This is a genomic window from Ornithinimicrobium jinqii (genome assembly GCF_045032595.1).
In the GTDB taxonomy this organism is placed as follows: Bacteria; Actinomycetota; Actinomycetes; order Actinomycetales; family Dermatophilaceae; genus Ornithinicoccus.
This window is the reverse complement of the sequence record NZ_JBJFZS010000024.1, coordinates 68,035-94,624: the sequence shown is the minus strand read 5'-3', so window position 1 is coordinate 94,624 and position 26,590 is coordinate 68,035. Positions and strand designations below refer to the sequence as shown.

Genomic DNA, 26,590 nt, shown 5'->3' with positions numbered 1-26,590 from the left:
AGGTGATCTGCCACGCTCAGTCGCATCGCCTGAAGGATGTGCACCGTGCCCAAACCGCGGTCCTCAAAGTTTTGTGACGACGCGGTCATTTTTCTCCCGCAACCGTACCCTCAACAGACACTCAAGCGGATCGCCCGCTGACTTCGTCATCGCCGAGTCCTGCCGGCCCAACTCGATGCGTGCGGCTGACGTTGAGGACGGTTCACCGTCTGAAGACGACTGCCGCCGAGAACGCCAAGCTGCGGGAGTCCGCTCATCGGCGGTACAGCGATGTATCGAGCACTCGGCAGCGTTGAGCGAGGGGACGCCGTCCCTCTGCGGATCGGTCATCGGCTGGGGCCGGATACCTCACGCGAGGGACCTTCGAAGGGGTGATGTTCTGCTCGTCGCTGGCTGGTTCGGAGGCGCTCGCCCACAGCGCCTAGCTTCGGCCTGCGGAGAACCGGGGACGGCGCGTTGAGTCGCCGGACCAGCCTGGCTTGGTGCCTGGCGACGTCGGGGTCTTTCATGGGCGGTCCGGTGGGGTCTGTGTCGGTGGGTGGGATGCCGAGGGCGGCGCGCCAGACGGCGAGGTCGCCGAGCAGCTGGTCGTCGACGTGCGCCGGCAGGGGTCGCTGCCACGGCGCGCGGTTGGCGGCGCCGGCCTGCTGGGCCTGGTCCGTGACCCGGTGCTTGAGGTCGTCGATCCGGCCGCTGAGCCGGTCTAGGTAGGTGCCCGTGCCTGGGTCGCGTCGTAGGGCGGGTGGGAGGTCGGGCAGCCACGGCAGCGGGGCGTCCCCGTGCGGCAGGGGGGTGAGGGCGCTGAGGCGCCAGGTGAGGGCGGCGGCGGGGTCGTCGGCCTCGGTGAGGGTGCGCTTGCCGCGGTACAAGGTGGCCTCCTGCACCACCGTCTCGGGCCGGGTCCCCTCGACCCAGCGGACGGCGAGCTGGCCCCGCAGGTGCGGGTAGGCCGGTGCCTGAGTGAGGCCGGGCAGCCACGTCTCGAGCGCGTCGTCGAGAGCGGTCATCCGCTCCTGCCCGAGATGGTGCTGAGCCAGCACGGTCAGGGCGTCCTGGTAGGCCAGCACCGCCTCCCGCAGCAGCTGTGAGGCGTCCCCGCGCTCGACGGTGGTGGCCGAGAGGGCGCGACCGTCGCGGTCCAGGATGTCGGTGAGCGCCTGCCGCGGCTCTAAGACCGCTTCCTGCACGTCGCGGACGACGCCATCCAGCGAGGGCGCGGGCGCGGCGACGTAGAGGTGATTGTTCTCCCGTCCGCGGGAGAGGGCGACGTACAGGGCTTGCCGGGTCTCGGTGCCGGTGAGGACGGTGTGGGTGGTGTCGACGGTGGCGCCCTGGGCGCCGTGGATCGTGCTCGCGTACCCCAGCTGCACGTGCTCGGCCACGTACTCCGTGGGGAGGGTCAGCTGGCGGGCAGTCCCCGTGCGCGAGCTTCGGTCGTGGCGTTGCACCGAGACGGCCCCGTCGGCGTGGACGGCGAGGACAAGCCACCGGTCGCCGTTCTTGACCCAGGACCCGTCACGGGAGCGCAGGCGTCGGTCGTTGCGGCGGGTGATGATCGTGTCGCCGGCACTGGCACGGGTGCCATCACCCAGGGCCACCTCACGCGGGGGTTGACCGTCGGTGGCGTCGAGGCGGTCCTGCCGGGCGCGCTGGTTCAGCCCCCGGGCGACTTCGCGCGTCGCCGCCAGCAGCAAGCTCGACAGGCCGGCGAACTGATCGACCTTCCAGGCGGCATACGCCGCATCGACCATGTCCCCGGCGTCGCCGCTGTGGACGCGTCCGTGGTCGAGGTAGCGGTCCAGCGCGGCGGGGTCACCGTCGCGGACGCCGAGCGTGGCAGCGCCTTCGGCGGGGTCGGTGAACCGGTGCAGCTCGGTCAGGGTCGCGGTGGTGCCGTGCGCGTGGCCCTGCTCGGCCAGGTCACGGAAGATCCCGCCGGCGGAGACGGGCGAGAGCTGCTGGTCGTCCCCGACGAGGCGCACGCTCCCACCGCGCTCGACGACGTGCCGGACAACCTCGGCGAGGTCGCGGGTGCCGGCCATCCCGGCCTCGTCGATGACCACGAGCGTCGCCGGTCCGACGCCGCTACCCTCGCCGGGCCTGTCGCGGCGGAGATCTGCTGGTGCGTTCCGGCCCGTCTGGTGGAGGTACTTGGCGAGGGTGTCGGCGGGAACGCCGGTGGCGCGGCCGAGCTCCTCGGCTGCGACTGCGGTGGGAGCCAGGCCCAGGACGGTGCCTCCGGAGGCTTCCCACGCGCGGGCCAGCACGCGCAGAGCAGCGGTCTTGCCGGCCCCGGCGGGGGCGAGCGCGACCTGCAGGCGGCACCCGCTGCTCGCGAGGCTGCGGACCATCGCCGCCTGCGACCGGTCCAGGCTCGGACCGTCCGCGCTCTGGCCGGCCAGGACGGTCTCGACCACGGCCGGGTCGGCCTGGCGGCCGTCGCGGCGCAACCCGAGGGCGAGGACTTCGTCCTCGGCGGCGAGGATCGCCTTCGAGGTGTAGGTCTGGCTGCCGTGCACGATGTGAGCGGGCTGCCCGTCCGGGCGGCGCAGCACCTCGGGCTCGCCCAGCTCCCGCGGCACCCCGACCGGCACAGAGAACCCCTGCAGGACCCACCGCTGGACGTCACGTTGGTAGCTCTCGAGCTTGTCCAGGGGCACCTGGGCGGTGCGGAGCTGGCGCAGGGTCTCGGCGCGCACGTGCCACACCTGCCACGTCGCCCGCGACCCCTCGAGCACCGACAACACCCGCGCCGCGACGACCTGGGGGCGCACGTCCCCACCACCCCCGCCTCGCCGGAGGTCTCCCGGCAGCGCCCCCACCCATCCACCTGCGACGATGCCTGCCTCCCCACCGCGTCCCCGGTCGCGCCCCCGCCGCGCCCCCACCGCCGCGGCGACCATCTCCTCCGGGCAGCGACCGTCGCGGGCGAGCACGGCGGTCGCCTGCTCACGCCACGCGGCGCGCTGCTCGGCCTCGGAGCGGGGTTCGTGCTTGTCCGGGCGGGTCTCCAGGTTCGCCTGCTGCGCCACGGCCAGCGCCTCGATGGTCGTGGGGGTCCGGCCGTGGTCGGTCAGGAAGGCTGACGTGAGCTCGCGCTGGCGGGCCTCGATCGCCTGCCGGCGGGACGACCACGCCGCGAGCAGGGCCGGGGCCATCCCGGCGATCTCCCGCACCGCCCGCTTGCCCTCCACTCCGGGGCGGTCGACGAAGCGGACCCCGAGCCGCTCCACCAGCCCGGCCTCGAGGTGGGTGTTGTAGTGCTCGGAGGCCATCACCTTGGCCTTGAACAGCATCCGCCCGTCCAGGGTCAACCACCGCCCGCCCTCCTCGGGCAGCGACTGGACCTTGTTCGACACCACCACGTGGGTGTGCACGTCCGGGTCCCCGGTGCGCGAGTCCCTATGGTCGAACGCCGCCGCCACCAACCCGACCACGGGCACCTGGCGGATGCCGCCCTTGCCCACCCTCGTGAACGCCACCTCGCGCTCGAGCATGGCCAGCGTCGCGCGGACCGCGTCCTGGTGCGCAGCCTCCACCTGCTTGGCGATCTCCGGTGGGGCAAGGGCCCACAGGGTCGAGACCGACTTCACCGGCGAGAACGTCAGGTCGAACCCGGCCACCGGCACCTGCGCCGGCCGGGACCCCTTGACGAGGAACCGGGTCAGCTCGGCCTCGTCCACCGGGCCGCGGCCGTGCCGCTGCTCGAACGCCTCCCGGGCGACCCGGGTCCGGATCCGTGCTCGCTCCTCCGGCTCGATGGGGGCGTTCCACGCCAGCCCGCGGGCGGTGTTGTGCTCGCTGAACGCCCGCGCCGTGACCTGCCGCAGAGACGTGGCGTCGAACGTCGGGAACGCCCGCCCCAACGCACCCCACCCCTTCGCGGCGGCCGCGGGCTCGCCGGAGCGGGGGTGACGACCCTGACCGAAAAGCAGCTTCATCTGCTCCTCGCTCACCACGTCACCGACCTTCAGGTGGAGGCCGGGCAGGCCGGTGCCGAGCCAACGCCCGGGTGCTTCGCCCTTCTCCTCGTAGTACGAGGCTAGGCCGACCTGGCGCTTCTCCGTTGAATCGTGCACCGCGACCTGACGCGTCAGGTAGGTGTACCCGGACCCGGCCGAGAGCTTGTGCATCGTCATCATCTCCACCCCATAAGCGGAGGAGCGCACTCCTGGGTCTCACCCGCGAACCGAGTGCAGTAGGTGTGTTCCTTCTTGAGCGGGCGAGACGTTGGTTGACGTCGCTGGGTCGAGGTGAGGACTGGGGCGCAGGTCGTGCACGGCCTGCGCCTGTGCAGGCATGCCTTGGATGACGTGGGGCTGTCCGGATCGCAGGCCGAGGACGAGCATGCTGCTCAGCCTGTGGACAAAGGAGGCCCGGGATCTGCGTTCGGGGTCATGCTGGGTCTCGTGGCTCATCTCTCCCGCGGCAGGCGCGAGCGCGCGAGTTCCGAGAAATCTGCCTCTGGATGAGTCCCCAGTGCCTCCTCGTCCGCTTTGGGGGGTAACAGGCACAAGCAGTGCTTGCGGAGCGAAGGAAGTGGGGACCATGGCAGTCGAGCACAGCCAACGCAGGAGCGGGTGGCCCGCAGTGCAGGCCGCGACGAGGGGCTCAGCGCAGACCGACGGACTGGGGGCAGGCCACGCGGACCCGATGTTCCTGACCGTCCAGGAGGTCGCGGAGCTGCTTCGGGTCAGTCCGGCGACGGTCCGCGCCTGGATCGCCAAGGGCGAGGGCCCGCCTGCCATGCGGTTCGGCAAGCAGATCCGCTACCGCCCCGAGCGCGTCATGGAGTGGGTCGAGCAGCAGGAGGAAGGCCGGAGGTGATCGACCGTCGCCAGTCACCGATCACCGGAAGAGTGGTCTGGCGCGTGCGTTGGTACGAGACCGAACCCGCCGGTGGGCGGCGCGAGCGGAGCCGCACCTTCTTCACCAGGCGAGAGGCGCTCGACTTCGAGCGCGAACGGGCCCGGGCCAGGCGGGCGGGCGTCGTCTCCTCGAGCCGGGTGTCCGTCTCCGAGGTTGCCGAGCGCTACTTCGCCAACCTGACCGGTACGGCGGCCTCCCGCACCGTCCAGGGATACTGCCAGCACTGGCGGACGCATCTGCAACCGGCCTTCGGCCACGTGCCGGTCGAGAAGCTGACGGTGCCACGGATCCAGGAGTTCGTCTCCAACCTCGCAGCACGACGGTCCCCGGCGACGACGCGCAAGGTGCACAGGACGCTGAGCCTGATCCTCGACCAGGCCGTCGCAGAACGGCGGCTGGCGGTCAACCCGGCGCACGGGGTCCGGCTGCCCAGACTTCCGGCCCAGCTCGGCGACCACGTCCTCAGCGTCGAGCAGGTCGAGGCGTTGGCGGACGAGGTCCACCACCACGGGACGCTCGTGCGGGTCGCGGCGTACTGCGGGCTGCGCTGGGGGGAGGTGGCCGCCCTGCAGGTCGGTGACGTCGACCTCGCTGCTCGCCGCCTCCGGGTCCAGCGGGCACAGGTCGAGGTCTCCGGCCGCATCGAGATCAAGGCGCCGAAGTCACGGCACGGTCAACGCCGTGTGCCAATCCCCGGACGGCTGCTCGACGAGCTGGGTGAGCAGACGGAAGGGCGTCGGGCGTCTGCCTTGCTGTTCACCTCGCCGGAGGGGGACAGGTTGCGAGCCTCGAACTGGAAGCGGTGGTCCGGGTGGAGCGAAGCCGTCGCGAGCATGGGCGGCGGCATCCGGTTCCACGACCTGCGCCATACCTGCGCGAGCCTGCTTATCCAGGCGGGCGCGACACCCGTGGAAGTCCAGCGCATCCTGGGTCACAGCACGCCGGCGACGACGCTGAACCTCTACACCCACCTGCTGCCCGACGCGCTCGACGGCGCGGCCGCGAAACTCGACGGCTACCTGGATAGCCGGCTGTGACGGCCTACGTGACGGCCTACGGAACCCGGCTCGGCTGCTGTGAGACATCCTCCAGCGGGACGAAAAGCCGTTTGACCTGCGACGATCTGAAGGTGGGCCCCGTGGGACTCGAACCCACAACCTACGGATTAAAAGTCCGCAGCTCTAACCATTGAGCTAGAGGCCCGGGTGCGGACGCGGCCGCACCGGCCCATCAGGTTACCTCCCGGGGGGCCGCGGCCCCTGGCCGTCCCGCACGCGGGGACGGTGCGCGTCATACCGGCGGCGCCCCTGGTGTGGAAGAGTTCTGGACCATGAGCGCACAGTCGGGCACCACCCTCACCACCGCCGAGCGCGCGCTGGTCGAGACGAACGGCATCGAGGTCATCGACGAGGCCGAGCGCACCGCGAAGTCCTCCGACCTGTTCTGGCCGTGGTTCGCCGCCAACGTGTCGGTCTTCGGCATCAGCTACAGCAGCTTCGTCTACGGCTTCGGCGTCAGCTTCGTCCAGGCGCTCATCGTCACCGTCGTCGGCATCACCCTGTCCTTCCTGGCCTGCGGCATCATCGCCATCGCCGGCAAGCGCGGGTCGGCCCCGACGATGGTGCTCTCCCGCGCAGCGTTCGGCGTCAACGGGCAGAAGGTCCCCGGCGTCTTCTCCTGGCTGATCTCGATGGGCTGGGAGACGTTCCTGGCGATCATGGCCGTGCTCGCGACCGCGACGGTCTTCACCCAGCTCGGCTGGAGCGGCGGCACCACGACCCAGGTGCTGGCCTGCGGTGTCATCGCCGCGCTCATCGTCCTGGCCTCGGTCGCCGGCTACCACACGATCATGCGGCTCCAGTCGGTGCTCACGTGGGTGACCGGCGTCGTCACCATCGCCTACATCGCGATGACGATGAACCGCATCGACCTGGCCGCCGTCACCTCCCGCGAGGCAGGTCCGACCGAGGCGGTCATCGGGGCGCTCGTCCTGCTGATGACCGGCTTCGGCCTGGGCTGGATCAACATCGCCGCCGACTGGTCGCGCTACCAGCACCGGGACGCCCCCGGCACCTCGATCGTCTTCTGGAACACCTTCGGCGGCGCGCTCGCCCCGGTCCTGCTCGTGGTCTACGGCCTGCTGCTCATCGGCTCCGACCCGGCGCTGGAGGAGGGCATCGTCAACGACCCGATCGGCACGCTGGCGACGATCCTGCCCATCTGGTTCCTCGTGCCCTTCCTGGTCGCCGCCGTGCTGGCCCTGGTCAGCGGCGCCGTCCTCGGCATCTACTCCTCCGGCCTGACCCTGCTGTCCCTCGGCATCAACGTCCCGCGCCCGGCCGCCGCCGCGATCGACGGCACGATCCTGACCCTGGGCACCATCTGGGTCGTCTTCTTCGCGCAGAGCTTTCTCGGCCCGTTCCAGAGCTTCCTCATCACCCTCGGGGTGCCGATCGCCGCCTGGGCCGGGATCCTCATGGCCGACGTGACCTTGCGTCGGCGCAACTACGACGAGGCGGCCCTCTTCGACCCCCGCGGGCGCTACGGCGACTGGAACTGGACCGCGATCGCGATCATGGTGGTGGGCGCGCTCATCGGCTGGGGTCTGGTCATCAACATCTTCGCCGACGTCGCCTCCTGGAACAACTGGCAGGGCTACCTCCTCGGCCCCCTCGGCCTGGGCGGCAAGGAGGGCACGTGGGCGTGGGCCAACCTCGGGGTGCTCGTGGCGCTCGCCATCGGCTACCTCGGCTGGCTGGTGCTCGGGCGCGCGATCGTGCGCCGCCAGGAGGAGGGGGTATGACGTCCGCACCCTGGTTGGTCGTCGTCGACGCCCAGCGGATCTTCGCCGACCCGGCCTCGGAGTGGTACGCCCCCCGGTTCGCCGAGACGGTGGAGCCGATCCGTGAGCTCGTCGCCGCGCACGAGGGGCGCGTCGTGCAGACCAGGTGGGTGCCGCCCCACGTCAAGCACGGGTCCTGGATCCCCTACTTCGAGACCTTCCCGTTCGCCGACCGCTCCCAGTACGACCCCATCTTCGACATCGTGGAGGAGATCGCCGAGCTGCACCTCCCGCACACCGTCTCCGAGCCGACCTTCGGCAAGTGGGGCGAGCAGCTGCGCAGCGTCACGGGCGCCGACGCCCACCTCGTGCTCGCCGGCGTCGCGACCGACTGCTGCGTGCTCTCGACCGCCCTCGCCGCGGCCGACGCGGGCTGCACGGTCGAGGTCGTGGCCGCCGCCTGCGCAGGGTCCGGCGACGAGGCGCACGAGCGGGCGCTCCAGGCGATGAGGCTCTACGCCCCGCAGATCACGGTGCGCGACTGACCGTCGCTCACGATCGGAAGAGCAGCACCTCGAGCGACGCCAGGCCGTAGGCCTCCTCGGCGTCCCGGTGGGCGAACGTGTGCGTGGTCCCGCCGACCAGCGCGACCACGGCATACCCCTGCTCGCCCACCCCCAGGCCCACGAAGTCCAGGCCCAGGACCGCGCGCAGCTGGTCCTCCCGCGGGAGCCACAGCGTCTCCTCGAGGTCCACGGAGTCGAGCGCCCACTCGGTCACCCCGTTGAACCCGATGACCGAGCCCCCGACGAAGTCGTGCACCTCCACCGTCATGTCGGCCAGGTAGAAGACGTCGTGCCCCAGCCCCGGCCGGTCGACCACGAACCGGTCGCCGGGCATCGGGCTCCAGATCAGGCCGGCGTCGAGCAACCGACGCGCGAGATCGACAGAGATCATAGGGCCACGGTATCTGTCGGGCCTCTCGTCGCTCTGCACAGTCATGAGCATCCAGGTCCAGCAACCGCAGCCCTACGACCTCGTCGGCAGCAGCGTGCAGATCGCCGGCACGGCCGGCGGCGCCTTCGAGGCGTCCTACAGCGTGCGTGTCACCGAGGGGCACGACGAGGTCCTCGGCCACTTCATGGCGGGCGACGGGATCGGCGGCCACGGTCAGTTCCAGGTCGCCGTCGACATCTCCGGCGCAGCCTTCACGCACACCGTGGCCTTCGTCGAGGTCTTCCACACCTCTGCCCGCGACGGCTCCGAGCTCGACCGCCAGGTCGTGCCGGTCATCGTCGCGCCGCTGATCGTGCCCGGCTACACCACCTACCTCGAGCACGTCGTGGCCCCGGGGGAGAGCCTGTGGGCCATCGCCCAGCGGCACTACGGCAACGGCAACCTCTACCACCGGCTGGTCGCCGCCAACCCGATCATCACCAACCCCAACCTGATCCACCCGGGCGACGTCGTCCGGGTCCCGCGGGCCGGCTGAGCGTCGGGGGTCGCCAGGAGGGGCGGCGACCCCCGCGCTCGGCATGCCCGACAATGGAGCGGATGCTCACCGACCGCACCCTCACCGACCTCATCCCGCCCGGGGCCGCCGCGAGCGACCCCGACGCCCTCTACGAGGTCTTCTCCACGTGGGCGGCCGAGCGCGGCACCCCCCTCTACCCGCACCAGGACGAGGCGGTGCTCCACCTGCTCGCCGGCAGCAACGTGGTCCTGTCCACCCCGACGGGCAGCGGCAAGTCCCTCGTGGCGACAGCGGCGCACCTCCTGGGCCTGGCGACCGACCGGGTGTCGTTCTACACCGCCCCGATCAAGGCGCTGGTCAGCGAGAAGTTCTTCGACCTGTGCCGCGTCTTCGGCGCCGAGAACGTCGGCATGCTCACCGGGGACGCCGCGGTCAACGCCGACGCGCCGATCATCGTCTGCACGGCCGAGGTGCTCGCCAACATCGCCCTGCGCGAGGGCGAGGGCGCCGACATCGGGCTGGTCGTCATGGACGAGTTCCACTACTACGCCGAGCCCGACCGCGGCTGGGCCTGGCAGGTGCCGCTGCTCACCCTGCCGCACGCGCAGTTCGTGCTCATGTCGGCCACGCTCGGCGACATCGGCGAGATCGTCGAGGACCTCACCACCCGCACCGGTCGCGAGACCGCGCAGATCACCGGCGTGGAACGACCCGTGCCGCTGCACTTCAGCTGGGCGATGACCCAGGTGCCCGACACCGTCACCGAGCTGCTCCAGGAACGCCAGGCGCCCGTCTACGTCGTGCACTTCACGCAGAGGGACGCCATCGAGCGGGCGCAGGCGCTGATGTCGGTCCAGCTGCTGACCAAGGAGGAGAAGGAGGCGGTCCGCGACAAGATCGGGGCGTTCCGGTTCACCGCCGGCTTCGGGCGGACGCTGTCCAAGCTGGTCCGGCACGGTGTCGGCGTGCACCACGCGGGGATGCTGCCGCGCTACCGCCGGCTGGTGGAGCAGCTGGCCCAGGACGGCCTCCTCAAGGTCATCTGCGGCACCGACACCCTGGGCGTGGGCATCAACGTCCCCATCCGCACGGTGCTGTTCACCGGGCTGGCGAAGTACGACGGGTCGCGCTCGCGGATCCTGCGCGCCCGGGAGTTCCACCAGATCGCGGGGCGCGCCGGGCGGGCGGGCTTCGACACCGTGGGGTATGTCGTGGTGCAGGCTCCCGAGCACCTGATCGAGAACGCCAAGGCGGTGGCCAGGGCCGGCGACGACCCCAAGAAGCAGCGCAAGATCCAGAAGAAGAAGCCGCCGGACGGGTTCGTCTCCTGGACCGAGGAGACCTTCGACAAGCTCGTCGGGGCGGCGCCGGAGCCGCTGGTCTCCCGGATGAAGGTCGACCACTCGATCATCCTCAACACGGTCGCCCGCGCCGGCGACCCGGTGACCAACCTCGCGCGGCTGCTCCGCGACAACCACGAGCAGCCGCGCGCGCAGGCCCGCCTCTGCCTGAAGGCGATCGCCCTGGGCCGCTCGATGCTCGACAGCGGCATCCTCGTGCGCCGCGAGACCCCGGGGGCCGACGGCCGCACCCTCGACCTGGCCCCCGGCGTGCAGGAGAACTTCGCGCTCAACCAGCCCCTCGCCCCCTTCGCCCTCGCCGCGGTGGACCTGTTCGCCAAGGACGACACGTCATACGCCCTCGACGTGCTCTCGGTGGTCGAGTCCGTCCTGGACGACCCGATGCCGGTGCTGGTCGCGCAGCGCTACAAGGCCAAGGGTGAGGCGGTCGGGCAGATGAAGGCCGACGGCATCGAGTACGACGAGCGGATGGCGCTGCTCGAGGACGTCACCTGGCCGCGGCCGCTCGCCGAGCTGCTGGAGGGCACGCTGTCGATCTACCGCCAGACCCACCCGTGGGTGCGCGAGGACGCGCTGTCGCCGAAGTCGGTCGTGCGCGACATGTGGGAGCGGGCGATGAGCTTCACCGAGTTCGTCGGGTTCTACCAGCTCTCCCGCTCCGAGGGCGTCCTGCTGCGCTACCTCACCGACGCCTACCGGACGCTGCGTCAGACCGTGCCCTCGCACGCGGTGACCGAGGAGCTCGACGACCTCATCCACTGGCTGGGGGAGACGATCAGGCAGACCGACTCCTCGCTGCTGGAGGAGTGGGAGGCGCTGAGCGACCCCGAGCTGGTGGCCGCCGCGGCCGAGCGCGCGGCCTCCGGTGCGCCCGTGCTGCCGGCCCGGCCGATCACCTCCAACGAGCGCGCCTTCCGCGTCATGGTCCGCAACGCGGCCTGGCGGCGCGTCGAGCTCGTGGCCGAGGACTCCTGGCAGGCGCTCGGCGAGCTCGAGGCGCAGGTGGCGGCGCTGCCCGAGCCGGCGATCGAGCCGCTCATGAGCCGGTCCGACTGGGACGACGCGCTCGAGGCCTTCTACGACGAGCACGGTCACGTCGTGCTCGACGCCGACGCCCGCGGCCCCTCGATGCTCCTCGTCGAGCCGCTGCCGGGGGAGCGGTCGGCGATCACCGACGGCAGCCCCGGTCGGGTATGGCGTGTGGTCCAGACCCTCCTCGACCCCGAGGGGGACAAGGACTGGGTGATCGAGACCGAGTGCGACCTCGACGCCTCGGACCTCGTGGGGGAGCCGGTGCTGCTCGCGACCGCGATGCGGCGGCTGTAGCGCGTGACCGCCACGCTCCACGTGCACGGATTCGGCGCCGCCCACGGGGCGCGGCAGCTCTTCTCCGACCTCAGCCTCACCGTCGCCCCCGGCGACGTGTGGGGCCTCGTCGGTGCGAACGGGGCCGGCAAGTCCACCCTCCTCGCGGCGCTCGCCGGCCGGCGGGGCAGCGCCGAGACCACCGGGCGCACCGTCCTGTCCCCGCCCCACGCCACCGTCGGTCTCCTCGACCAGGAACCCGAGCGGCGGGCGGGCGAGGACGTCCTGACCTACCTGCACCGCCGGACCGGCGTCGCCGACGCGACCGCCGCGATGGACGCGGCGGCCGAGGCGATGGCCACGGTCGAGGACCCGACCGTCGCCCGCGGCGGCGCGCCGAGCCTGGCCGACACCTACGCCGCGGCGCTGGACCGCTGGCTGGCGCTCGGCGGGGGAGACCTCGACGAGCGGGTCCCGGCCGCTGCCGCGGACCTGGGGCTGCGCGTGCCGCTCGACGCCGCGATGGCCACCCTCTCCGGGGGCGAGGCCGCGCGGGTGGGGCTGCTCGCGCTGCTCCTGCAGAGGTATGACGTGCTGCTGCTCGACGAGCCCACGAACGACCTCGACCTGCCGGGCCTGGAGCGGCTCGAGCAGGTGGTGCGCCAGTCGCGCGCGCCGATGGTCATCGTCAGCCACGACCGTGAGTTCCTCGCCCGCTGCGTCACCGGCATCGTCGAGCTCGACCTCGCGCAGCAGCAGGTGACGGTCTACGACGGCGGCTACGAGTCCTTCCTCGCCGAGCGGGAACGGGCGCGGACGCGGGCCCGCGAGGACTTCGAGCAGTATGCCGACACGCTCGGCTCGCTCAAGGACCGCATGCAGACGCAGAAGCAGTGGACCGACAAGGGCGTGCGCAACGCCCGCAAGAAGGCCCGCGACAACGACAAGAACATCATCGCCAGGGCGGTGGCCCGCTCGGAGAAGCAGGCGTCCAAGGTCAGCCAGTCCGAGCGGGCGATCGAGCGGCTGGACGTCGTGGAGGAGCCACGCAAGGAGTGGCGGCTCAGCATGTCGATCGCGTCGGCGCCCCGTTCCGGGTCCGTCGTCGCCACCCTCGACGGTGCGGTGGTGCGGCGGGGCGGGTTCACCCTCGGGCCGGTGACGGCGCAGGTCAACGCGGGCGACCGCATCGTCGTCACGGGCGCGAACGGCTCCGGCAAGTCGACGCTGCTGTCCCTGCTGCTGGGTCGGGTCGAGCCGGACGAGGGCCGTGCGTCGCTCGGGGCCTCGGTCGCCGTCGGGGAGGTCGACCAGGCGCGGGCGCTGTTCGACGAGCCCGACCCGCTGCCGCGGACGTTCGGGCAACTGGTGCCGGACTGGTCGGAGGCGGACGTGCGCACGCTGCTGGCGAAGTTCGGCCTCGGCGGCGCCCACTCGACCAGGCCGGCGTCGTCGCTCTCGCCGGGGGAGCGGACCCGGGCCGCCCTCGTGCTGCTGCAGGCCCGGGGGGTCAACCTGCTCGTCCTCGACGAGCCCACCAACCACCTCGACCTGCCGGCGATCGAGCAGCTCGAGCAGGCCGTGGACTCCTTCGGCGGCACGCTCCTGCTGGTGACGCACGACCGGCGGATGCTGGAGCAGGTGCGGGCCACCCGTCGGTGGACCATGGACGACGGTCGCCTGACCGAGGGCTGAGTAGCCTCGGGCCGTGGACGTTCCCCTCGTGCTGACCCAGCTGGTGCCGCTCCCCGTCGGCGAGGTCTGGTGGGCGTGGACGACCGCCGAGGGGTGGGCGCGGTGGTGGTGGCCGCACTGGCCCGCCACGAGGTATGACGTGGCCGCGCGGGTCGGCGGTTTCTACCGCGCCCACGACCCGGAGCACGACGTCGGTGTGCACGGGACGTTCCTGGTCGTGGACTCTCCGCGACGGCTGGCGATGACCTGGTTCTGGGAGGGGGAGGTCGCCGACCCGCCCCGTGACGAGGTCGTCGTGGACCTGTCGGAGGAGCCGGGTGGCACCCTGGTCACAGTCACGCACACCGGGGGTCCGACGCGTCAGGGGGACAGCGACTACCGTGCCGGCTGGGAGTTCGTCCTGGGCAACCTCGCGCGGCTGGGCGCAGCACCTCCTGGTGCCGGGCAGGGGCCGGTGCGCTCCGTCACCGAGAACGACCTGCGGCACCTGCGCCGGTGCGTCGAGCTCGCCGAGCGCGCCGTCGACCTGGGCGATGAGCCGTTCGGGTCGCTGCTGGTCGGTGCGGACGGCGCCGTGCTCCTCGAGGACCACAACCACGTGGCCGCCGGCGACCGCACGCAGCACCCCGAGCTCGCGATCGCACGCTGGGCGGCGGAGCACCTGACACCCGGTCAGCGTCGGGCCGCCACGGTCTACACCTCCGGCGAGCACTGTCCGATGTGCGCGGCGGCCCACGGCTGGGTGGGGCTCGGGAGGATCGTGGTCGCCACCTCGACCGAGCAGCTCACCGGCTGGCTGGCAGAGCTTGGTGTCCCCCCTGGTCCGGTCGCGCCACTGCCCGTCTCGGTCGTCGTGCCCGGGGCGGTGGTCGACGGGCCCGTCCCCGAGCTGGCCGGGGCCGTGCGTGCCCTCCACCGGCGCGCTCGCCGGTCGGGTCGCTAGCGCGGACCGTCGGGACACGCAGAGGTCCCGTCCCCACCCGGGGACGTGGTGCCAGACTGGCCGCGTGAGCACCACACCGGCACCGCTGCCCGTGCAGTCACCCCCCTTGCTGCCGGGCTCGATCGACAACCACCTCGTGCGCGAGGTCCCGCTGTGCGCGCCGGACACGACGGCGGGTGAGCTCAGCCGCTCCCTCCTGGGCGCCTCCTTCGCGTCGGCGTCGGACGTCGCCGTGTGCACGACGAACCCGGACGGCACCCCGCGCCTGGTGGGGCTGATCCCGCTGACGAGGGTGCTGGCGGCGGATCCCGGCGCCCGCGCGGGCGACCTCATGGACCAGGACCCGCCGGTCGTGGCACCCGGGGACAGCCAGGAGCGGGGCGCCTGGAAGGCCGCCCGGCACGGTGAGTCCAGCCTCGCGGTCGTCGACGCCGAGGGTCGGTTCCGGGGCCTCGTGCCGCCCAACCGCCTGCTCTCGGTCCTGCTGGCCGAGCACGACGAGGACCTCGCGCGGCTGGGAGGTTTCCTCAGCTCCTCGGAGTCGGCCCGCCACGCCATGGACGAGCCGGTGGGGGCACGGCTGTGGCACCGGCTGCCGTGGCTCCTCATCGGGCTCGTCGGGTCGGCGCTGGCCGCCGTCCTGGTGAAGAGCTTCGAGGCGGACCTGCAGGCCGACGTGCGGCTGGCCTTCTTCATCCCCGGCATCGTCTACATGGCCGACGCCGTCGGCACCCAGACCGAGGCGCTGGTCATCCGAGGGCTGTCGGTCGGCGTCACGGTCCGTCGGGTCGTGGGCATCGAGTCGTTGACCGGACTCCTCATCGGGCTCGCCATGGGGCTCGTCGCCCTGCCGGTGGTCGCTCTGGTGATGGGGTCGTGGGCGCTCGGCGCGACGGTCGCGCTCGCGCTGCTGGCGGCCTGCGCCGTGGCGACCGTGATCGCGATGACCCTGCCCTGGGCGATGTCGGCGGCCGGTCGCGACCCGGCCTTCGGCTCGGGCCCGCTGGCGACCGTGCTCCAGGACCTGCTGTCGCTGGTGATCTACTTCGCGGTTGCGGCGGCCGTGATGATGTGAGGAGGGTTCAGGCCGCCTCGTCCGGCCCGAGGATGCAGCTCAGAGCAGACCGTCGAGGTACTCCACCGCGGAGGTCCGCACCGGCATCAGGTAGATGTGCTGCCCGAGCTCCTGCGCCAGGTCGATCGCCCGCCGCGCGAACCGTCGCTGCCAGTCCAGCGTCGGCTCGAAGTCCGTCGGGAAGGCGACCATGTTGCGACGCCGCCAGTAGCCGATCGCGCCCGGGGAGGTCACGGTCGTGGCCCCCCACCACACCGGCAGGTCGTCGGGCAGGATGCCCGCCCAGGTGCGCATGTGCGCGGTGTCGAAGAACGGCTGGGTGAAGATCCCCGTCGCCCCGGCCGACAGCTTGCGCTCCAGGTAGCGCATCTCCTGCGCGATCCCCTGCCGGTACGGGTCCAGCCCCGCGTAGATCCGCAGGTGCGGCAGCTCGGCGCGGAAGCGACGGATGACGTCGACCGCGTCCACCGGGTAGGTGTGGTGGCTGAAGTAGTCGGCGTCGTCGCCGGAGACGATGAGCACCTCCTCGACCCCGTGCTCCGCCAGCGCCCCGGCCATGTGGATGGGCGAATCGGGGTCGACGTCCGCCGCGCGGATGTGCGGGATCGTCCGGTATGCGGTGCCGTCGGCCCGGGTGCCCGCGTCGCGCACGGCGCCGCACGCGTCCCAGCTGCGCAGGTCGAACTTGAGCAGGTCGGGCACGTTGATGGTGTCGACGCTCGGGAGGTGCCGCGCCACGGCGCGAGCCTCTTCGGCGACCGACGCGGAGGCGCGCGGCACGAGCTCGACGGAGATGCGGGTCTGGGAGGTGGTCATCGTCGCCCAGTGTCCCAAGGTTCGGCTCGGGTCGGGAAATCGCCGTCCACGCCGACGCCCCTGCGGCGAGCCACCCCCGGCGCCGCGCTTCGTGCAGCGTGCCCGGCGCAGCACCAGCACCAGCACCGAGGTGGGGCACGGCCATTAGCATGCGTACGTGAGACCCCTCCGCGCGGCACGCACGCAGGACGCGCTGGACGCGGTCCGGCACGCACCCTCCCTGCTCGCCGGGCTCGAGCTGCTCGACGTCGTGGTCGACGCGGCGCGCCAGGACGGGGACGCCGCCCAGCCGGCACTCCGGGCGGCCGTCGTCGACGACACCGACCAGCTCGTCGCGGTCGCCGCCGTGCACGCGGCCGCCGCCGGGGGAGCGGCCACGGCGTCCGCCCTGGTGGTGCCGCTGCTGACCTCACCCGTCCCGTACCTCCGCGAGCACGCCGCGTGGGCCCTCCGCCTGAGCTCCCGGCTGCCTGCCGCCGTCGCGACGCTCTCCGCGATCGCCGAAGCCGGAGGTTTCTCCGGCACGCTGGCCGAGGTGACCCTCGAGGCGTGGGGGCTGTCCGGTCCCGAGACCCTCGCCGGGGCCGACCCCCCACCCGCTCGCCCCGACGCCGCGGAGCTCGGCGCTCCCGGCGTCACGGTGGCGCAGCTCTTCCTCCACGCCGACATCGACGGCAGCCTGCTGCACGCCGGTCAGGGGGACACCGGCGGCATCGCGACGCTGCTGGTCCAGCTCGGTGACGCGCTCCTGGCGGACCCTCGGACCTCCCGGGTGCTGACCCTCTCGCGCAGCCACGACGGGGAGAGAGCACCGGACGACCCCCTGGCCCCCGGTCACCACTACCTCGGCGTCCCGTTGCCCGGACCGGTCCGGCACGCCGCGGACACCTGGCCCCTGCGCGTCCCCGCACGTCGGGGGCTGCGTCGCGTCCTCCGCGCCGCCGGACCCGTCGACGTCCTGCACCTGCGCATGGCCGACGTCGGCTCGTGGGCCGCCGCCGAGGTGGCACGCGAGCTCGGCATCCCCACGGTGCTGACCCTCGCCCCCGACCCGCACGCCCTCATCGCCGCGCGCGAGGCGACCGGCACCCTCACCCGCGCCACGTTCGGCGCGGCGGACCACGACGAGCACCTCGTCTTCCGGGTCCGGCTCCTGCGCGACCTCGCCGAGCAGGCTGCGCACCTGGTCGTCCTCCCGCGACCGGACCTCGACCGCGACCTCCGCGACCTGCTGCACCTCGACCCGGTCGCCGACACCCGCCCCCTCAGCGTCGTGCCCGAGGGCATCGACCTCGCCCCGCTCGACCGCGCCGCCGGCGAGGTGCTGGACGCAGCCCGCGGCGCGGCGGTACGCCCCGCGGCCGCAGCCGCCCTGGCTGCCCTCGACGCCCTTCTTGCGACCCTGCCACCCGGACGCCGCGGGCTGCCGCTCGCCGTCACGGTCGGCCGCCTGCACCGCGTGAAGGGGATGGCGACGCTGGTGGAGGCGTGGGCGTCCGACGCCGTCTGGGCCGAGCGCTGCAACCTGCTCGTCGTCGGCGGCGACCTCGTCCACCCCACCGACGACGAGGCCGAGCAGCTCGCGCGCATCGACACGGCCGTGCCTCGGGCGGAGGCCGCGTCCCGCGGCCTGCTGCTCGCCGGCCACCGGCCGAACGGGACCGTCGCCACCTGGCTGGCCGCGGTCCGTCACGGGCGGCCAGGTCTCAGCGCGCAGGGAGGGGTCTACGTGTCGGCCAGCCTCAAGGAGGAGTTCGGCATCGCCATCCTCGAGGCGATGGCGTCCGGGCTCGTCGTGGTCGCCCCCCGCGAGGGCGGGCCGGCGACCTACGTCGAGCAGGGGGTGACCGGCCTGCTCGTCGACACGACCTCCCCGACGGCCCTGGCCGGCGCCGTCGCGTCCGCCCTCGAGCTGGCAGCAGCCCCGGACGCAGCCGTGCGCGCCGATCACGCCCGTGCCCTCGTGGCCGAACGGTTCAGCGTCGCCACGATGGCCTCCTCCCTCGCCGCCCTCTACGCGGAGGTCTCCCGTGACCCTTCTGGTCATCAGTCCTGACTACGCCTCCCACCTGTTCCCGCTCGCGACGCTGGGCGGTGCCTGGGCCGAGGCCGGCGAACGGGTCGTCGTCGCCACCGGTCCCGCGACGGACGCGATCGTCCGCCGCTTCGGGTTCGAGCGCGAGCACCTCCAGCTGGGCCGCGGCTCCAACCCCGGGGTCATCCGTGCGGAAGACCAGCCCCGCGGCGAGGACGAGGCCCTGCGGGGGTTCTTCGACGCCACCCGGCGCGGAGCCGTCGAGACCCTCGCGTTCCAGGCGGACGCCCGCGGCGACGACCTGCTGTGGGACCCCCTCGGCGTCGCACGCGCGGTGCAGCGGGTCGTCGAACGGGTACGACCCGACCACGTCGTCGTCGACCACCTCGCCTTCAGCGCCCGGCTGGCGCTGTCCGGCACGGGCGTCCGGCACGCTGACGTGGTCCTGGGCCACCCCTCGGCCCTGACCGTGGGCGACGAGGTCTACGGCTACCCGCCCGCCTGGCCGCGCCGGCTCCAGCCGGAGCAGGATGCCCTCGACGACCTGCGCCGGCGGTGCGAGCGGGTGCGCGACACGTTCACCGCACAGTGGAACGCGGCCCTGGACGTCCTGGACCCGGGTGCCCCCGCCAGCTCGGACGCCTTCGCCGAGACCGGTGACGTCCTGCTCCTGAACTACCCCGGTGAGCTGCACCCGCAGGAGCGCACCGCCCTGCTGGGCCGGCACGCCTTCCTCGGCTCAGCGGTCCGCTCCGAGGGCCCGGACGCCGAGGTCGACGCCTGGCTCGGCCGCGGCGGCGCGCCGATGGTCTACGTGAGCCTCGGCAGCTTCCTCTCGGTGCGCTCCGACGTCCTGGCCCGCGTCGCCGAGTCGCTCCGCGGCCTGGACGTGCGCGTCGCCCTCGCCAGCGGCTCCACCCCCCGGGCCGCACTGGGCCCGGTCCCGGGGTCCTGGCTGGTCCGCGACGTGCTCCCGCAGGTCACCCTGCTCGGCTCCGCCGCGCTGACGGTGTCCCACGGAGGCAACAACAGCGTCACCGAGGCGCTGACGGCCGGCGTCCCCCTCCTGCTCCTGCCGCTGTCGACCGACCAGTTCGCCGGCGCCGCCGCGCTCGAGGACGCCGGGCTCGGCGAGGCGCTCGACCCCAACGCGGCCACCCCTGACGAGCTGCGGGCCGCGGCCGTCCGTCTGCTCGACCTCGCCCCCGCCGCCGCCGCGCGGCTCGCGCGGCTGTCCGAGGGCCTCACCGCCACCCCAGGTGCCCGGCGCGCCCGCGCCAGCTGTTCGGCCCGGTCGGCCACCAGGACCGATCCGAACGGGTGGTAACTTTCCGATAGATAGCGATATGTCGCTCCGATCTGGGAGAGGGAGAACGTCATGCACCCGCACAACGACGCGCATCACGACACGGAGAGCGAAGCCGTCTGGGGCCGGCAGGGCTTCAGACCCTTCCTCGGCATGGCCCAGCAGTTCCAGGGCCTGATGGGCCAGCCCGCCCAGCGCGCCCGCCGCGGCGACGTGCGGACCGCCATCCTGCGCCTCCTGGCGGAGGAGCAGATGCACGGGTACCAGATCATCGGCGAGCTCGCGGAGCGCAGCGCAGGCACGTGGAGCCCGTCTGCCGGATCTGTCTACCCGACCCTGCAGCTGCTGGCCGACGAGGGCCTCGTCGTCGCCGAGGCCGCCGGTGGCAAGAAGGTCTACCGGCTCACCGAGGCCGGCGTGGACGCCGCCGCCCAGCTCGCGGGCCGCCGCGCCCCCTGGGACGAGGCGGCCGACACGCCCTCGGGCCGCACCGGCTACCACCAGGCTGCGGGACGGTTGATCCAGGCGGTGTTCCAGGTCGGCAGGACGGGCTCGCCGCAGCAGGTGTCCTCGGCCGTGGACGTGCTGAACGACGCACGCAAGCACCTCTACGCCGTCCTCGCCGAGGACTGACGTCCCGCGTCCACCCCGCCACCCACCGCGTCCGGAGGACGGATGAAGCCCTCAGACCTGCGCGCTCGGTACTGGCGCATCGTGTTCTTCTTCGGGCGGGTGACGGCGGCGTTCATCTGGTGGGAGATCGTGCTGCGGCGCCTCGGCCTCGGCCGGTTCGCGGCCCGCACGCGCGCGGAGCGCGGGCGACGCACGGCCGTCCGGTTCCGCGCGCTCGCCGTGTCGATGGGCGGCCTGATGATCAAGGTCGGCCAGTTCCTGTCGGCCCGGCTGGACGTGCTGCCGCCGGAGATCACCAGGGAGCTGTCCGGGCTCCAGGACGAGGTGCCCCCCGAGGACCTCGCGGCCGTCCGTGCGGTCGCCGAGTCCGAGCTGGTCCTGCCCCTGGGCGAGCACTTCGCCTGGTTCGACGAGACACCGCTCGCGGCGGCGTCGCTGGGCCAGGTGCACCGTGCGCGGCTGCGCCCAGCGGACGCCGCCGAGCAGGGCTTCGCCGACGTCGTGGTGAAGGTGCAGCGCCCGCACATCCAGCAGGTCATCGAGGTCGACCTCGCGGCGCTGCGCCGCGTCGGCGGCTGGCTGGAGCGCTACCGCCCCATCCGTGACCGGGCCGACGTGCGGGCCCTGCTGGAGGAGTTCGCGACCACCACGCTGCAGGAGGTCGACTACCTCGCCGAGGGGGCCAACGCCGAGACCTTCGCGGCCAACTTCGCCGACGACCCGCGCGTCGGCGTGCCCCGCGTCGTGTGGGAGCTGAGCGGGCGCCGCGTGCTGACCCTCCAGGACGTCTCGGCCATCAAGCTGGGCGACCACGACGCGATCACCGCCGCCGGCATCGACCGCGCCGAGGTTGCGCGGGTGCTGGCGGACACCTTTTTGCAGCAGATCTTCACCGACGGCTTCTTCCACGCCGACCCGCACCCGGGCAACCTCTTCGTCACCCCTCGCCCGGACGCCGCGCCCGGCGAACCCGGCTGGACCCTGACGTTCATCGACTTCGGCATGGTCGGCCACGTGCCGGACGACCTCCGCGCCGGCCTGCGCGACCTGCTCATCGCGGCCGGCCTGCGCGACGGCGCCCGCATGGTGGGGGGGCTCAAGCGGCTCGACGTGCTGCTGCCCACCGCCGACCTGGCGTCGATCGAGGCCGCTACCGAGCAGGTCTTCGAGCGCTTCGGCGGCCTGCGCATGGACGAGCTGCAGAAGATCGACCCCGAGGAGCTGGTCCGCTTCGGCCTGCAGTTCCGGGAGCTGCTGCTCGAGCTGCCGTTCCAGGTGCCGGAGAACCTGCTGCTGCTGGGGCGGTCGATGGGCATCCTGTCGGGCATCTGCACGGGGGTGGACCCGGAGTTCGACATCTGGGGCACCGTCACGCCCTATGCCACCCAGCTGCTCGAGGAGGAGCGGCAGAACCTGCCTCAGACCGTCCTGACGGAGGCCATGGCGCTGGGACGCCTCGCGCTCGTCCTGCCCCGCCGGGCCGACCGCGTCCTCACGCTGGCCGAGCGGGGGCAGCTCACGGTGGCGACCCCGACCCTGTCGGCGCAGGTGCGTCGGCTGGAGCGGTCCGTGGCGCGCGCGAACGGGGTGCTGGTGTTCGCCGCCCTGCTCGTGGCCGGCGCCGTGCTCACGGCGTCCGACCCGGGGGTGGGGCGTCTGCTGATGGGCCTGTCCGTGCTGCCGCTGGCCTGGGCGCTCGGCAGCGGCCTGCGCCGCGGCCCCTGACCCGTTGCCGTCCACCCCTGAGTGGTGGTCGAATCACCCATGGGACTCCTCGACCTCCTCGACTCGGTGCGTACGACGCTGCGCATCCCGCGCCTGCGCCTTCCCTCCGTGCCCACCCGTCGCCGGGAGCCTGCACCTGGCCACCAGCTGCCCGACGTCCCCGCCGTGGTCGCCGCCCTCCGCGAGCTCGACGCCGAGCTGGACCACGCCGACGGCATCTGGCACTTCAACCGGATGTACCTCCAGGTCACCGAGCTCGTCGACCAGCGTCTGCACGAGGGGTACTTCAGCAACGACGAGTTCATGCGACGGCTGGACGTCGTCTTCGCCCACCTCTACCTCGACACGGTGCGCGGTGACCGCGTGGGCCTGGTCCTGCCCCAGTGCTGGGAGCCGGTCTTCGCCAGCCGGCGTCTGCCGCTGGCGCCGATCCAGTTCGCCGTGGCGGGCATGAACGCGCACATCAACCACGACCTGCCCGTGGCCATGGTCACCGCCTGCCGACAGCTGGGGCTGGACCCCACCACGCGGAGGGTCCGGTCCGACTACGACAAGGTCAGCGACCTGCTCGGCGAGGTGCACGAGCAGGTGCGCCAGTCCTTCCTCGCCGGCCTGGCCCTGGAGGTGGACCGTGAGCTCACGCCGCTGCTCACGCTCGTCGGGTCGTGGAGCGTGGGCCGGGCGCGAGACGCCGCGTGGGTCAACAGCGAGGTGATGTGGGCGCTGCGCGGCAGCCCCGTTCTGCAGGAGGAGTTCCGCACCACCCTGAGCCGCACGGTCGGCTTGGCCGGTCGCACGCTCCTGGTGCAGGTCGCCGAGCCGGTCTGACTCAGCGCAGCAGCGGCCCCAGCCAGCGCTCGGCCTCCTCGACGCTCCACCCCTTGCGGCGGGCGTAGTCCTGCACCTGGTCGTGCCCGATCTGGCCGACCGCGAAGTACTTCGACTCCTCGTGGCCGATGAGGAGCCCGGACACCGCGCTGTTGGGGCTCATCGCCCCGTGCTCGGTCAGGGTCATCCCCGCGGCGTCCTCCGCGTCGAGCAGCCGCCACAGCGTGAACTTCTCGGTGTGGTCCGGCTGGGCGGGGTAGCCGGGGGCGGGTCGGATGCCCTGGTAGCGCTCCTTGACCAGCTCCTCCAGCGGCACGTCCTCGTCGGCGGCGTAGCCCCACAGGTCGGTCCGCACCTGCCGGTGCAGCCACTCGGCGAACGCCTCGGCCAGCCGGTCGGCCAGCACCTGCACCATGATCGCGCCGTAGTCGTCGTGCTCGGCCCGCAGCCGCGCCGCCAGCTCCTCCGCGCCGTGGATCGACACCGCGAAGGCACCGGCGTGGTCGCCCTCGGGCGCGACCAGGTCCGCGAGCGCGGCATACCCGCCCTGGGTGCGCTCCCGCTGCTGCCGCAGGGTGTGCAGCACGACGGGGCCCCCCTCGCCGTCGGCGCCCCGGACGTCCAGGACGATGTCGTCGCCGTCGCGACGGGCCGGCCACAGGCCGACGACGCCCCGCGCGTGCAGCAGGTCCTCGTCGAGGATCCGCTGCAGCCACCGCTGCCCGTCGGCCCAGGTGGCGCGCGCCTGCTCCCCGACCTTGGGGTCCTCGAGGATGCGAGGGTAGGAGCCGCGCAGTTCCCAGGCGGTGAAGAACGGCGTCCAGTCGACGATCTCGACCAGCTCGGCCAGCGTCGGCTCCACCACCTGGGTGCCGACGAGGCTGGGGGCGACCGGCACCGGGTCGCTGACGGCGCGGGTGCTCTCCCGCGCGGCGTCCAGCGGCACGAGCGTCACCTTCTTGCTGCCGTGCCGCTCGCGCAGCTCGGCGTAGGTGAGCGCCACGCGGTCGCGCAGCTTCCCCTCGTGGTTGATCGCGTCCGCGACCACGCCGACGGCGCGGGAGGCGTCGACGACGTGCACGACGGTGCCCTCGTAGGCAGGGTCGATCTTGACGGCGGTGTGCGCCGCCGAGGTGGTCGCCCCCCCGATGAGCAGCGGCGTGGTCAGACCGCGGCGCTGCATCTCGGCCGCCAGCGAGACCATCTCGTCCAGGCTCGGCGTGATCAGGCCGGAGACGCCGACGACGTCCGCGCCGATCTCGTCCGCCGCGGCCAGGATCTTCTCCGCCGGCACCATCACACCCAGGTCCGTGACCTCGTACCCGTTGCAGCCCAGCACGACCCCGACGATGTTCTTGCCGATGTCGTGGACGTCGCCCTTCACCGTGGCCATCACGACCCGGCCCTTGCTGCGGACGCCGGTCTCGGCGGCCGCCGCCTCGAGGTAGGGCGTGAGGTGGGCGACGGCCTTCTTCATGACGCGCGCCGACTTCACGACCTGGGGCAGGAACATCTTGCCCTCGCCGAAGAGGTCGCCGACGACGTCCATGCCGGCCATGAGCGGGCCCTCGATGACCTGCAGGCCGGAGCCGAGCTGCTGGTAGGCCTCTTCGGCGTCCTCGACGACGAAGGTGTCGATGCCGTGGACGAGCGCGTGGCGCAGCCGCTCGGTGACGTCGGCCTCGCGCCAGGCCAGCTTGGCCGCGGCGCTTGCGGCCCGGGCCTCCCCGCCAGCGGTGGGGTCGTCGTCGGCCTTGATCTTCTCGGCCAGCTCGATCAGCCGCTCGGTCGCGTCCTCGCGGCGGGCCAGGATGACGTCCTCGACGTGCTCGCGCAGCGTCGGGTCGATGTCCTCGTAGACCCCGAGCATCCCGGCGTTGACGATGCCCATGTCGAGGCCGGCGCGGATGGCGTGGTAGAGGAAGACCGAGTGCATCGCCTCGCGCACGACGTTGTTGCCGCGGAAGGAGAACGAGACGTTGGAGATGCCGCCGGAGACCAGGGCACCGGGCAGGTTCTCCTTGATCCAGCGGGTCGCCTCGACGAAGTCCAGGGCGTAGCGGTCGTGCTCGCTCATCCCCGTCGCGACCGTCAGCACGTTGGGGTCGAAGATGATGTCGTGGGCCGGGAACGGTTCCGGCAGGGCCGTGCTGGGCGTCGTCAGGAGCCGGAAGGCTCGCTCGCACACCGCGATCCGCCGTGCGAGGTTGTCGGCCTGCCCCTGCTCGTCGAAGGCCATGACGACCACGGCGGCGCCGTACCTGCGCACGATCCCCGCCCGTCGCAGGAACTCCTCCTCCCCGTCCTTGAGGGAGATGGAGTTGACCACGCCCTTGCCCTGGATGCAGCGCAGCCCCGCCTCCAGCACCTCCCATCGCGAGGAGTCGATCATCACCGGCACCCGGGCGACGTCAGGCTCACCGGCCAGCAGGTTGAGGAAGTGCGTCATCGTCGCCGGACCGTCGAGCATCCCCTCGTCCACGTTGACGTCGAGAAGCTGCGCGCCGGCCTCGACCTGCTGCCGCGCGACCGCCACCGCGGCGTCCCAGTCACCCTCCTTGACGTGGCGGGCGAACTTCGGGCTCCCGGTGATGTTGGTCCGCTCGCCGACGTTGACGAAGTTGACCTCGGGGGTGAGGGTGAAGGCCTCCAGGCCCGAGGTGCGCAGGTAGGGCGTGACGCCCGCCGGGGTGCGTGGTGCCGCGTCCGCCACGGCCTGCGCGATGGCGCGGATGTGGTCGGGGGTGGTGCCGCAGCAGCCGCCGACGATGTTGAGCAGCCCCTCGCCGGCCATCGACCCGAGGACCTCGGCCATCTCCTCGGGCGTGTCGTCGTAGCCGCCGAAGGCGTTGGGCAGGCCTGCGTTGGGGTGGACCGAGGTGAGGGCCGCGGTGGCGTGGGCGATATCGCGCAGGTGCGGGCGCATCGCCTCGGCACCGAGGGCGCAGTTGAGCCCGACGGAGAACAGGTCGACGTGCTCGGTGGAGACGGCGAAAGCCTCCGGGGTCTGTCCGGACAGGGTGCGGCCGGAGGCGTCCGTGATGGTGCCGGACAGCATGACGGGCACCGGGCCGTCGGCGGCGCCGGAGGTGACGCGCTCGGCCTGCACGTCCGCGATCGCGTGCAGCGCGGCCTTGGCGTTGAGGGTGTCGAAGACGGTCTCGACCAGGAGCAGGTCGACACCCCCCACGAGGAGCGCGGCGACCTGCTCGGCATACGCCTGCCGCAGCTGGTCGTAGCTGATGGCGCGGAACTCGGGGCGCTCGACGTCGGGGGACAGGGACGCGGTCCGGTTGGTGGGGCCGAGGGAGCCGGCGACCCACCGCGGCCGGCCGTCCTCGGCCTGCACCTCGTCGGCGACCTGCCGGGCGACGCGCGCGGCGGCGACGTTGATGTCGTGCACCAGCCCCTGGGTGCCGTAGTCGGCCTGGGCGATCGAGGTGGCGCTGAAGGTGTTGGTGGTGAGGATGTCGGCGCCGGCCCGCAGGTAGGCGCGGTGGACCTCGCCGATGACGTCGGGACGCGTCAGCCCCAGGAGGTCGAAGTTGCCCTTGAGCGCGGTGCCGGCGTGCGCCGACCACTGCGGTCCGTCCCCGTGGAAGTCGGCCTCGACCAGCTCGACCTGCTGCAGCATCGACCCGTAGCCGCCGTCGAGGACGAGGATTCTGCGGCTCGCCGTCTCGCGCAGCGGGTGCGGGTCGGGGCGAGCGTCGGTCTGGACGGAGGATGGCGGCACCCATCCA

18 protein-coding genes, 1 tRNA gene and 1 pseudogene are annotated in these 26,590 nt (G+C 72.6%); 15 read left to right on the top strand and 5 right to left on the bottom strand.

What is annotated here, in order from left to right:
* Positions 1 to 326: 326 nt before the first annotated feature.
* Positions 327 to 4,139 (bottom strand): MobF family relaxase, encoded by a 3,813-nt coding sequence (gene mobF / locus ACI3ET_RS11935; protein ID WP_405033274.1) that lies wholly within the window; start codon positions 4,137 to 4,139, stop codon positions 327 to 329.
* Positions 4,140 to 4,548: 409 nt separating this feature from the next.
* On the opposite strand from mobF, the gene ACI3ET_RS11930 reads away from it, so the two are divergent.
* Together ACI3ET_RS11930 and ACI3ET_RS11925 are read left to right on the top strand one after the other, a co-directional pair.
* Positions 4,549 to 4,827 (top strand): helix-turn-helix domain-containing protein, encoded by a 279-nt coding sequence (locus ACI3ET_RS11930; RefSeq protein WP_405033273.1) that lies wholly within the window; start codon positions 4,549 to 4,551, stop codon positions 4,825 to 4,827.
* On the top strand, positions 4,824 to 5,906 hold the full coding sequence (locus tag ACI3ET_RS11925; protein WP_405033272.1) for a tyrosine-type recombinase/integrase: 1,083 nt from the start codon (positions 4,824 to 4,826) through the stop codon (positions 5,904 to 5,906). The genes ACI3ET_RS11930 and ACI3ET_RS11925 overlap by 4 nt, the downstream gene beginning before the upstream one ends.
* A 93-nt stretch (positions 5,907 to 5,999) precedes the next feature.
* On the opposite strand, the gene ACI3ET_RS11920 is transcribed toward ACI3ET_RS11925, so the two are convergent.
* Positions 6,000 to 6,072: transfer RNA gene (locus ACI3ET_RS11920), tRNA-Lys, on the bottom strand.
* A 127-nt stretch (positions 6,073 to 6,199) separates the two neighbouring features.
* Here ACI3ET_RS11920 and ACI3ET_RS11915 point away from each other — a divergent pair.
* Both ACI3ET_RS11915 and ACI3ET_RS11910 read left to right on the top strand, forming a co-directional pair.
* Positions 6,200 to 7,672, top strand: a complete 1,473-nt coding sequence (locus ACI3ET_RS11915) for a purine-cytosine permease family protein (protein ID WP_405033271.1) — start codon at positions 6,200 to 6,202, stop codon at positions 7,670 to 7,672.
* Positions 7,669 to 8,196, top strand: coding sequence for a cysteine hydrolase family protein (locus ACI3ET_RS11910; protein WP_405033269.1), 528 nt, complete (start codon positions 7,669 to 7,671; stop codon positions 8,194 to 8,196). The genes ACI3ET_RS11915 and ACI3ET_RS11910 overlap by 4 nt, the downstream gene beginning before the upstream one ends.
* 7 nt (positions 8,197 to 8,203) lie before the next feature.
* Here ACI3ET_RS11910 and ACI3ET_RS11905 read toward each other — a convergent pair whose 3' ends face one another.
* Positions 8,204 to 8,608, bottom strand: a complete 405-nt coding sequence (locus ACI3ET_RS11905; protein ID WP_405033268.1) for a pilus assembly protein CpaE — start codon at positions 8,606 to 8,608, stop codon at positions 8,204 to 8,206.
* 43 nt (positions 8,609 to 8,651) lie between these two features.
* On the opposite strand from ACI3ET_RS11905, the gene ACI3ET_RS11900 reads away from it, so the two are divergent.
* The 6 genes and pseudogenes from ACI3ET_RS11900 to ACI3ET_RS11875 all read left to right on the top strand — a co-directional run bounded on the left by ACI3ET_RS11900 (position 8,652) and on the right by ACI3ET_RS11875 (position 15,504).
* The gene (locus tag ACI3ET_RS11900; protein WP_405033267.1) at positions 8,652 to 9,143 is read left to right on the top strand and encodes a Gmad2 immunoglobulin-like domain-containing protein; all 492 of its coding nucleotides are present in this window, start codon (positions 8,652 to 8,654) and stop codon (positions 9,141 to 9,143) included.
* A 62-nt stretch (positions 9,144 to 9,205) separates the two neighbouring features.
* On the top strand, positions 9,206 to 11,812 hold the full coding sequence (locus ACI3ET_RS11895) for a DEAD/DEAH box helicase (RefSeq protein ID WP_405033266.1): 2,607 nt from the start codon (positions 9,206 to 9,208) through the stop codon (positions 11,810 to 11,812).
* A gap of 3 nt (positions 11,813 to 11,815) precedes the next feature.
* On the top strand, positions 11,816 to 13,486 hold the full coding sequence (locus ACI3ET_RS11890) for an ABC-F family ATP-binding cassette domain-containing protein (RefSeq protein WP_405033265.1): 1,671 nt from the start codon (positions 11,816 to 11,818) through the stop codon (positions 13,484 to 13,486).
* A gap of 13 nt (positions 13,487 to 13,499) precedes the next feature.
* Positions 13,500 to 13,895: pseudogene (locus ACI3ET_RS11885) on the top strand (SRPBCC family protein); the annotation flags it as partial.
* 45 nt (positions 13,896 to 13,940) lie between these two features.
* Entirely contained in the window at positions 13,941 to 14,429 is a 489-nt protein-coding gene (locus ACI3ET_RS11880; protein ID WP_405033352.1) for a nucleoside deaminase, read from the top strand.
* Positions 14,430 to 14,493: 64 nt separating this feature from the next.
* A complete protein-coding gene (locus ACI3ET_RS11875) occupies positions 14,494 to 15,504 on the top strand; it encodes a magnesium transporter (RefSeq protein ID WP_405033264.1) in 1,011 nt (336 codons plus the stop codon).
* 39 nt (positions 15,505 to 15,543) lie between these two features.
* Here ACI3ET_RS11875 and ACI3ET_RS11870 read toward each other — a convergent pair whose 3' ends face one another.
* Entirely contained in the window at positions 15,544 to 16,320 is a 777-nt protein-coding gene (locus ACI3ET_RS11870) for a methylenetetrahydrofolate reductase (RefSeq protein WP_405033263.1), read from the bottom strand.
* Between the two features lie 157 nt (positions 16,321 to 16,477).
* Here ACI3ET_RS11870 and ACI3ET_RS11865 point away from each other — a divergent pair, with 157 nt between their 5' ends.
* The 5 genes from ACI3ET_RS11865 (at position 16,478) to ACI3ET_RS11845 (ending at position 22,847) form a co-directional block, all read left to right on the top strand.
* Positions 16,478 to 18,376, top strand: coding sequence for a glycosyltransferase family 4 protein (locus ACI3ET_RS11865; RefSeq protein ID WP_405033262.1), 1,899 nt, complete (start codon positions 16,478 to 16,480; stop codon positions 18,374 to 18,376).
* A 784-nt stretch (positions 18,377 to 19,160) separates the two neighbouring features.
* Positions 19,161 to 19,682 carry a glycosyltransferase gene (locus ACI3ET_RS11860; protein ID WP_405033351.1) on the top strand — a complete coding sequence of 174 codons (522 nt, stop codon included), beginning with the start codon at positions 19,161 to 19,163 and terminating at the stop codon, positions 19,680 to 19,682.
* A 51-nt stretch (positions 19,683 to 19,733) separates the two neighbouring features.
* Positions 19,734 to 20,294 carry a PadR family transcriptional regulator gene (locus ACI3ET_RS11855; protein ID WP_405033261.1) on the top strand — a complete coding sequence of 187 codons (561 nt, stop codon included), beginning with the start codon at positions 19,734 to 19,736 and terminating at the stop codon, positions 20,292 to 20,294.
* A 42-nt stretch (positions 20,295 to 20,336) separates the two neighbouring features.
* The gene (locus ACI3ET_RS11850) at positions 20,337 to 22,019 is read left to right on the top strand and encodes an ABC1 kinase family protein (protein WP_405033260.1); all 1,683 of its coding nucleotides are present in this window, start codon (positions 20,337 to 20,339) and stop codon (positions 22,017 to 22,019) included.
* 39 nt (positions 22,020 to 22,058) lie between these two features.
* Positions 22,059 to 22,847, top strand: a complete 789-nt coding sequence (locus ACI3ET_RS11845; protein WP_405033259.1) for a DUF5995 family protein — start codon at positions 22,059 to 22,061, stop codon at positions 22,845 to 22,847.
* Position 22,848: 1 nt separating this feature from the next.
* Here ACI3ET_RS11845 and metH read toward each other — a convergent pair whose 3' ends face one another.
* The gene (gene metH / locus ACI3ET_RS11840; RefSeq protein ID WP_405033258.1) at positions 22,849 to 26,583 is read right to left on the bottom strand and encodes a methionine synthase; all 3,735 of its coding nucleotides are present in this window, start codon (positions 26,581 to 26,583) and stop codon (positions 22,849 to 22,851) included.
* Positions 26,584 to 26,590: the final 7 nt, after the last annotated feature.

Coding starts and splice junctions, on each gene's coding strand:
- mobF (WP_405033274.1), bottom strand. CDS start 4,139: ATGACGATGCACAAGCTCTCGGCCGGGTCCGGGTACACCTACCTGACG.
- ACI3ET_RS11930 (WP_405033273.1), top strand. CDS start 4,549: ATGGCAGTCGAGCACAGCCAACGCAGGAGCGGGTGGCCCGCAGTGCAG.
- ACI3ET_RS11915 (WP_405033271.1), top strand. CDS start 6,200: ATGAGCGCACAGTCGGGCACCACCCTCACCACCGCCGAGCGCGCGCTG.
- ACI3ET_RS11910 (WP_405033269.1), top strand. CDS start 7,669: ATGACGTCCGCACCCTGGTTGGTCGTCGTCGACGCCCAGCGGATCTTC.
- ACI3ET_RS11905 (WP_405033268.1), bottom strand. CDS start 8,608: ATGATCTCTGTCGATCTCGCGCGTCGGTTGCTCGACGCCGGCCTGATC.
- ACI3ET_RS11900 (WP_405033267.1), top strand. CDS start 8,652: ATGAGCATCCAGGTCCAGCAACCGCAGCCCTACGACCTCGTCGGCAGC.
- ACI3ET_RS11895 (WP_405033266.1), top strand. CDS start 9,206: ATGCTCACCGACCGCACCCTCACCGACCTCATCCCGCCCGGGGCCGCC.
- ACI3ET_RS11870 (WP_405033263.1), bottom strand. CDS start 16,320: ATGACCACCTCCCAGACCCGCATCTCCGTCGAGCTCGTGCCGCGCGCC.
- ACI3ET_RS11860 (WP_405033351.1), top strand. CDS start 19,161: ATGGTCTACGTGAGCCTCGGCAGCTTCCTCTCGGTGCGCTCCGACGTC.
- ACI3ET_RS11855 (WP_405033261.1), top strand. CDS start 19,734: ATGCACCCGCACAACGACGCGCATCACGACACGGAGAGCGAAGCCGTC.
- ACI3ET_RS11850 (WP_405033260.1), top strand. CDS start 20,337: ATGAAGCCCTCAGACCTGCGCGCTCGGTACTGGCGCATCGTGTTCTTC.
- ACI3ET_RS11845 (WP_405033259.1), top strand. CDS start 22,059: ATGGGACTCCTCGACCTCCTCGACTCGGTGCGTACGACGCTGCGCATC.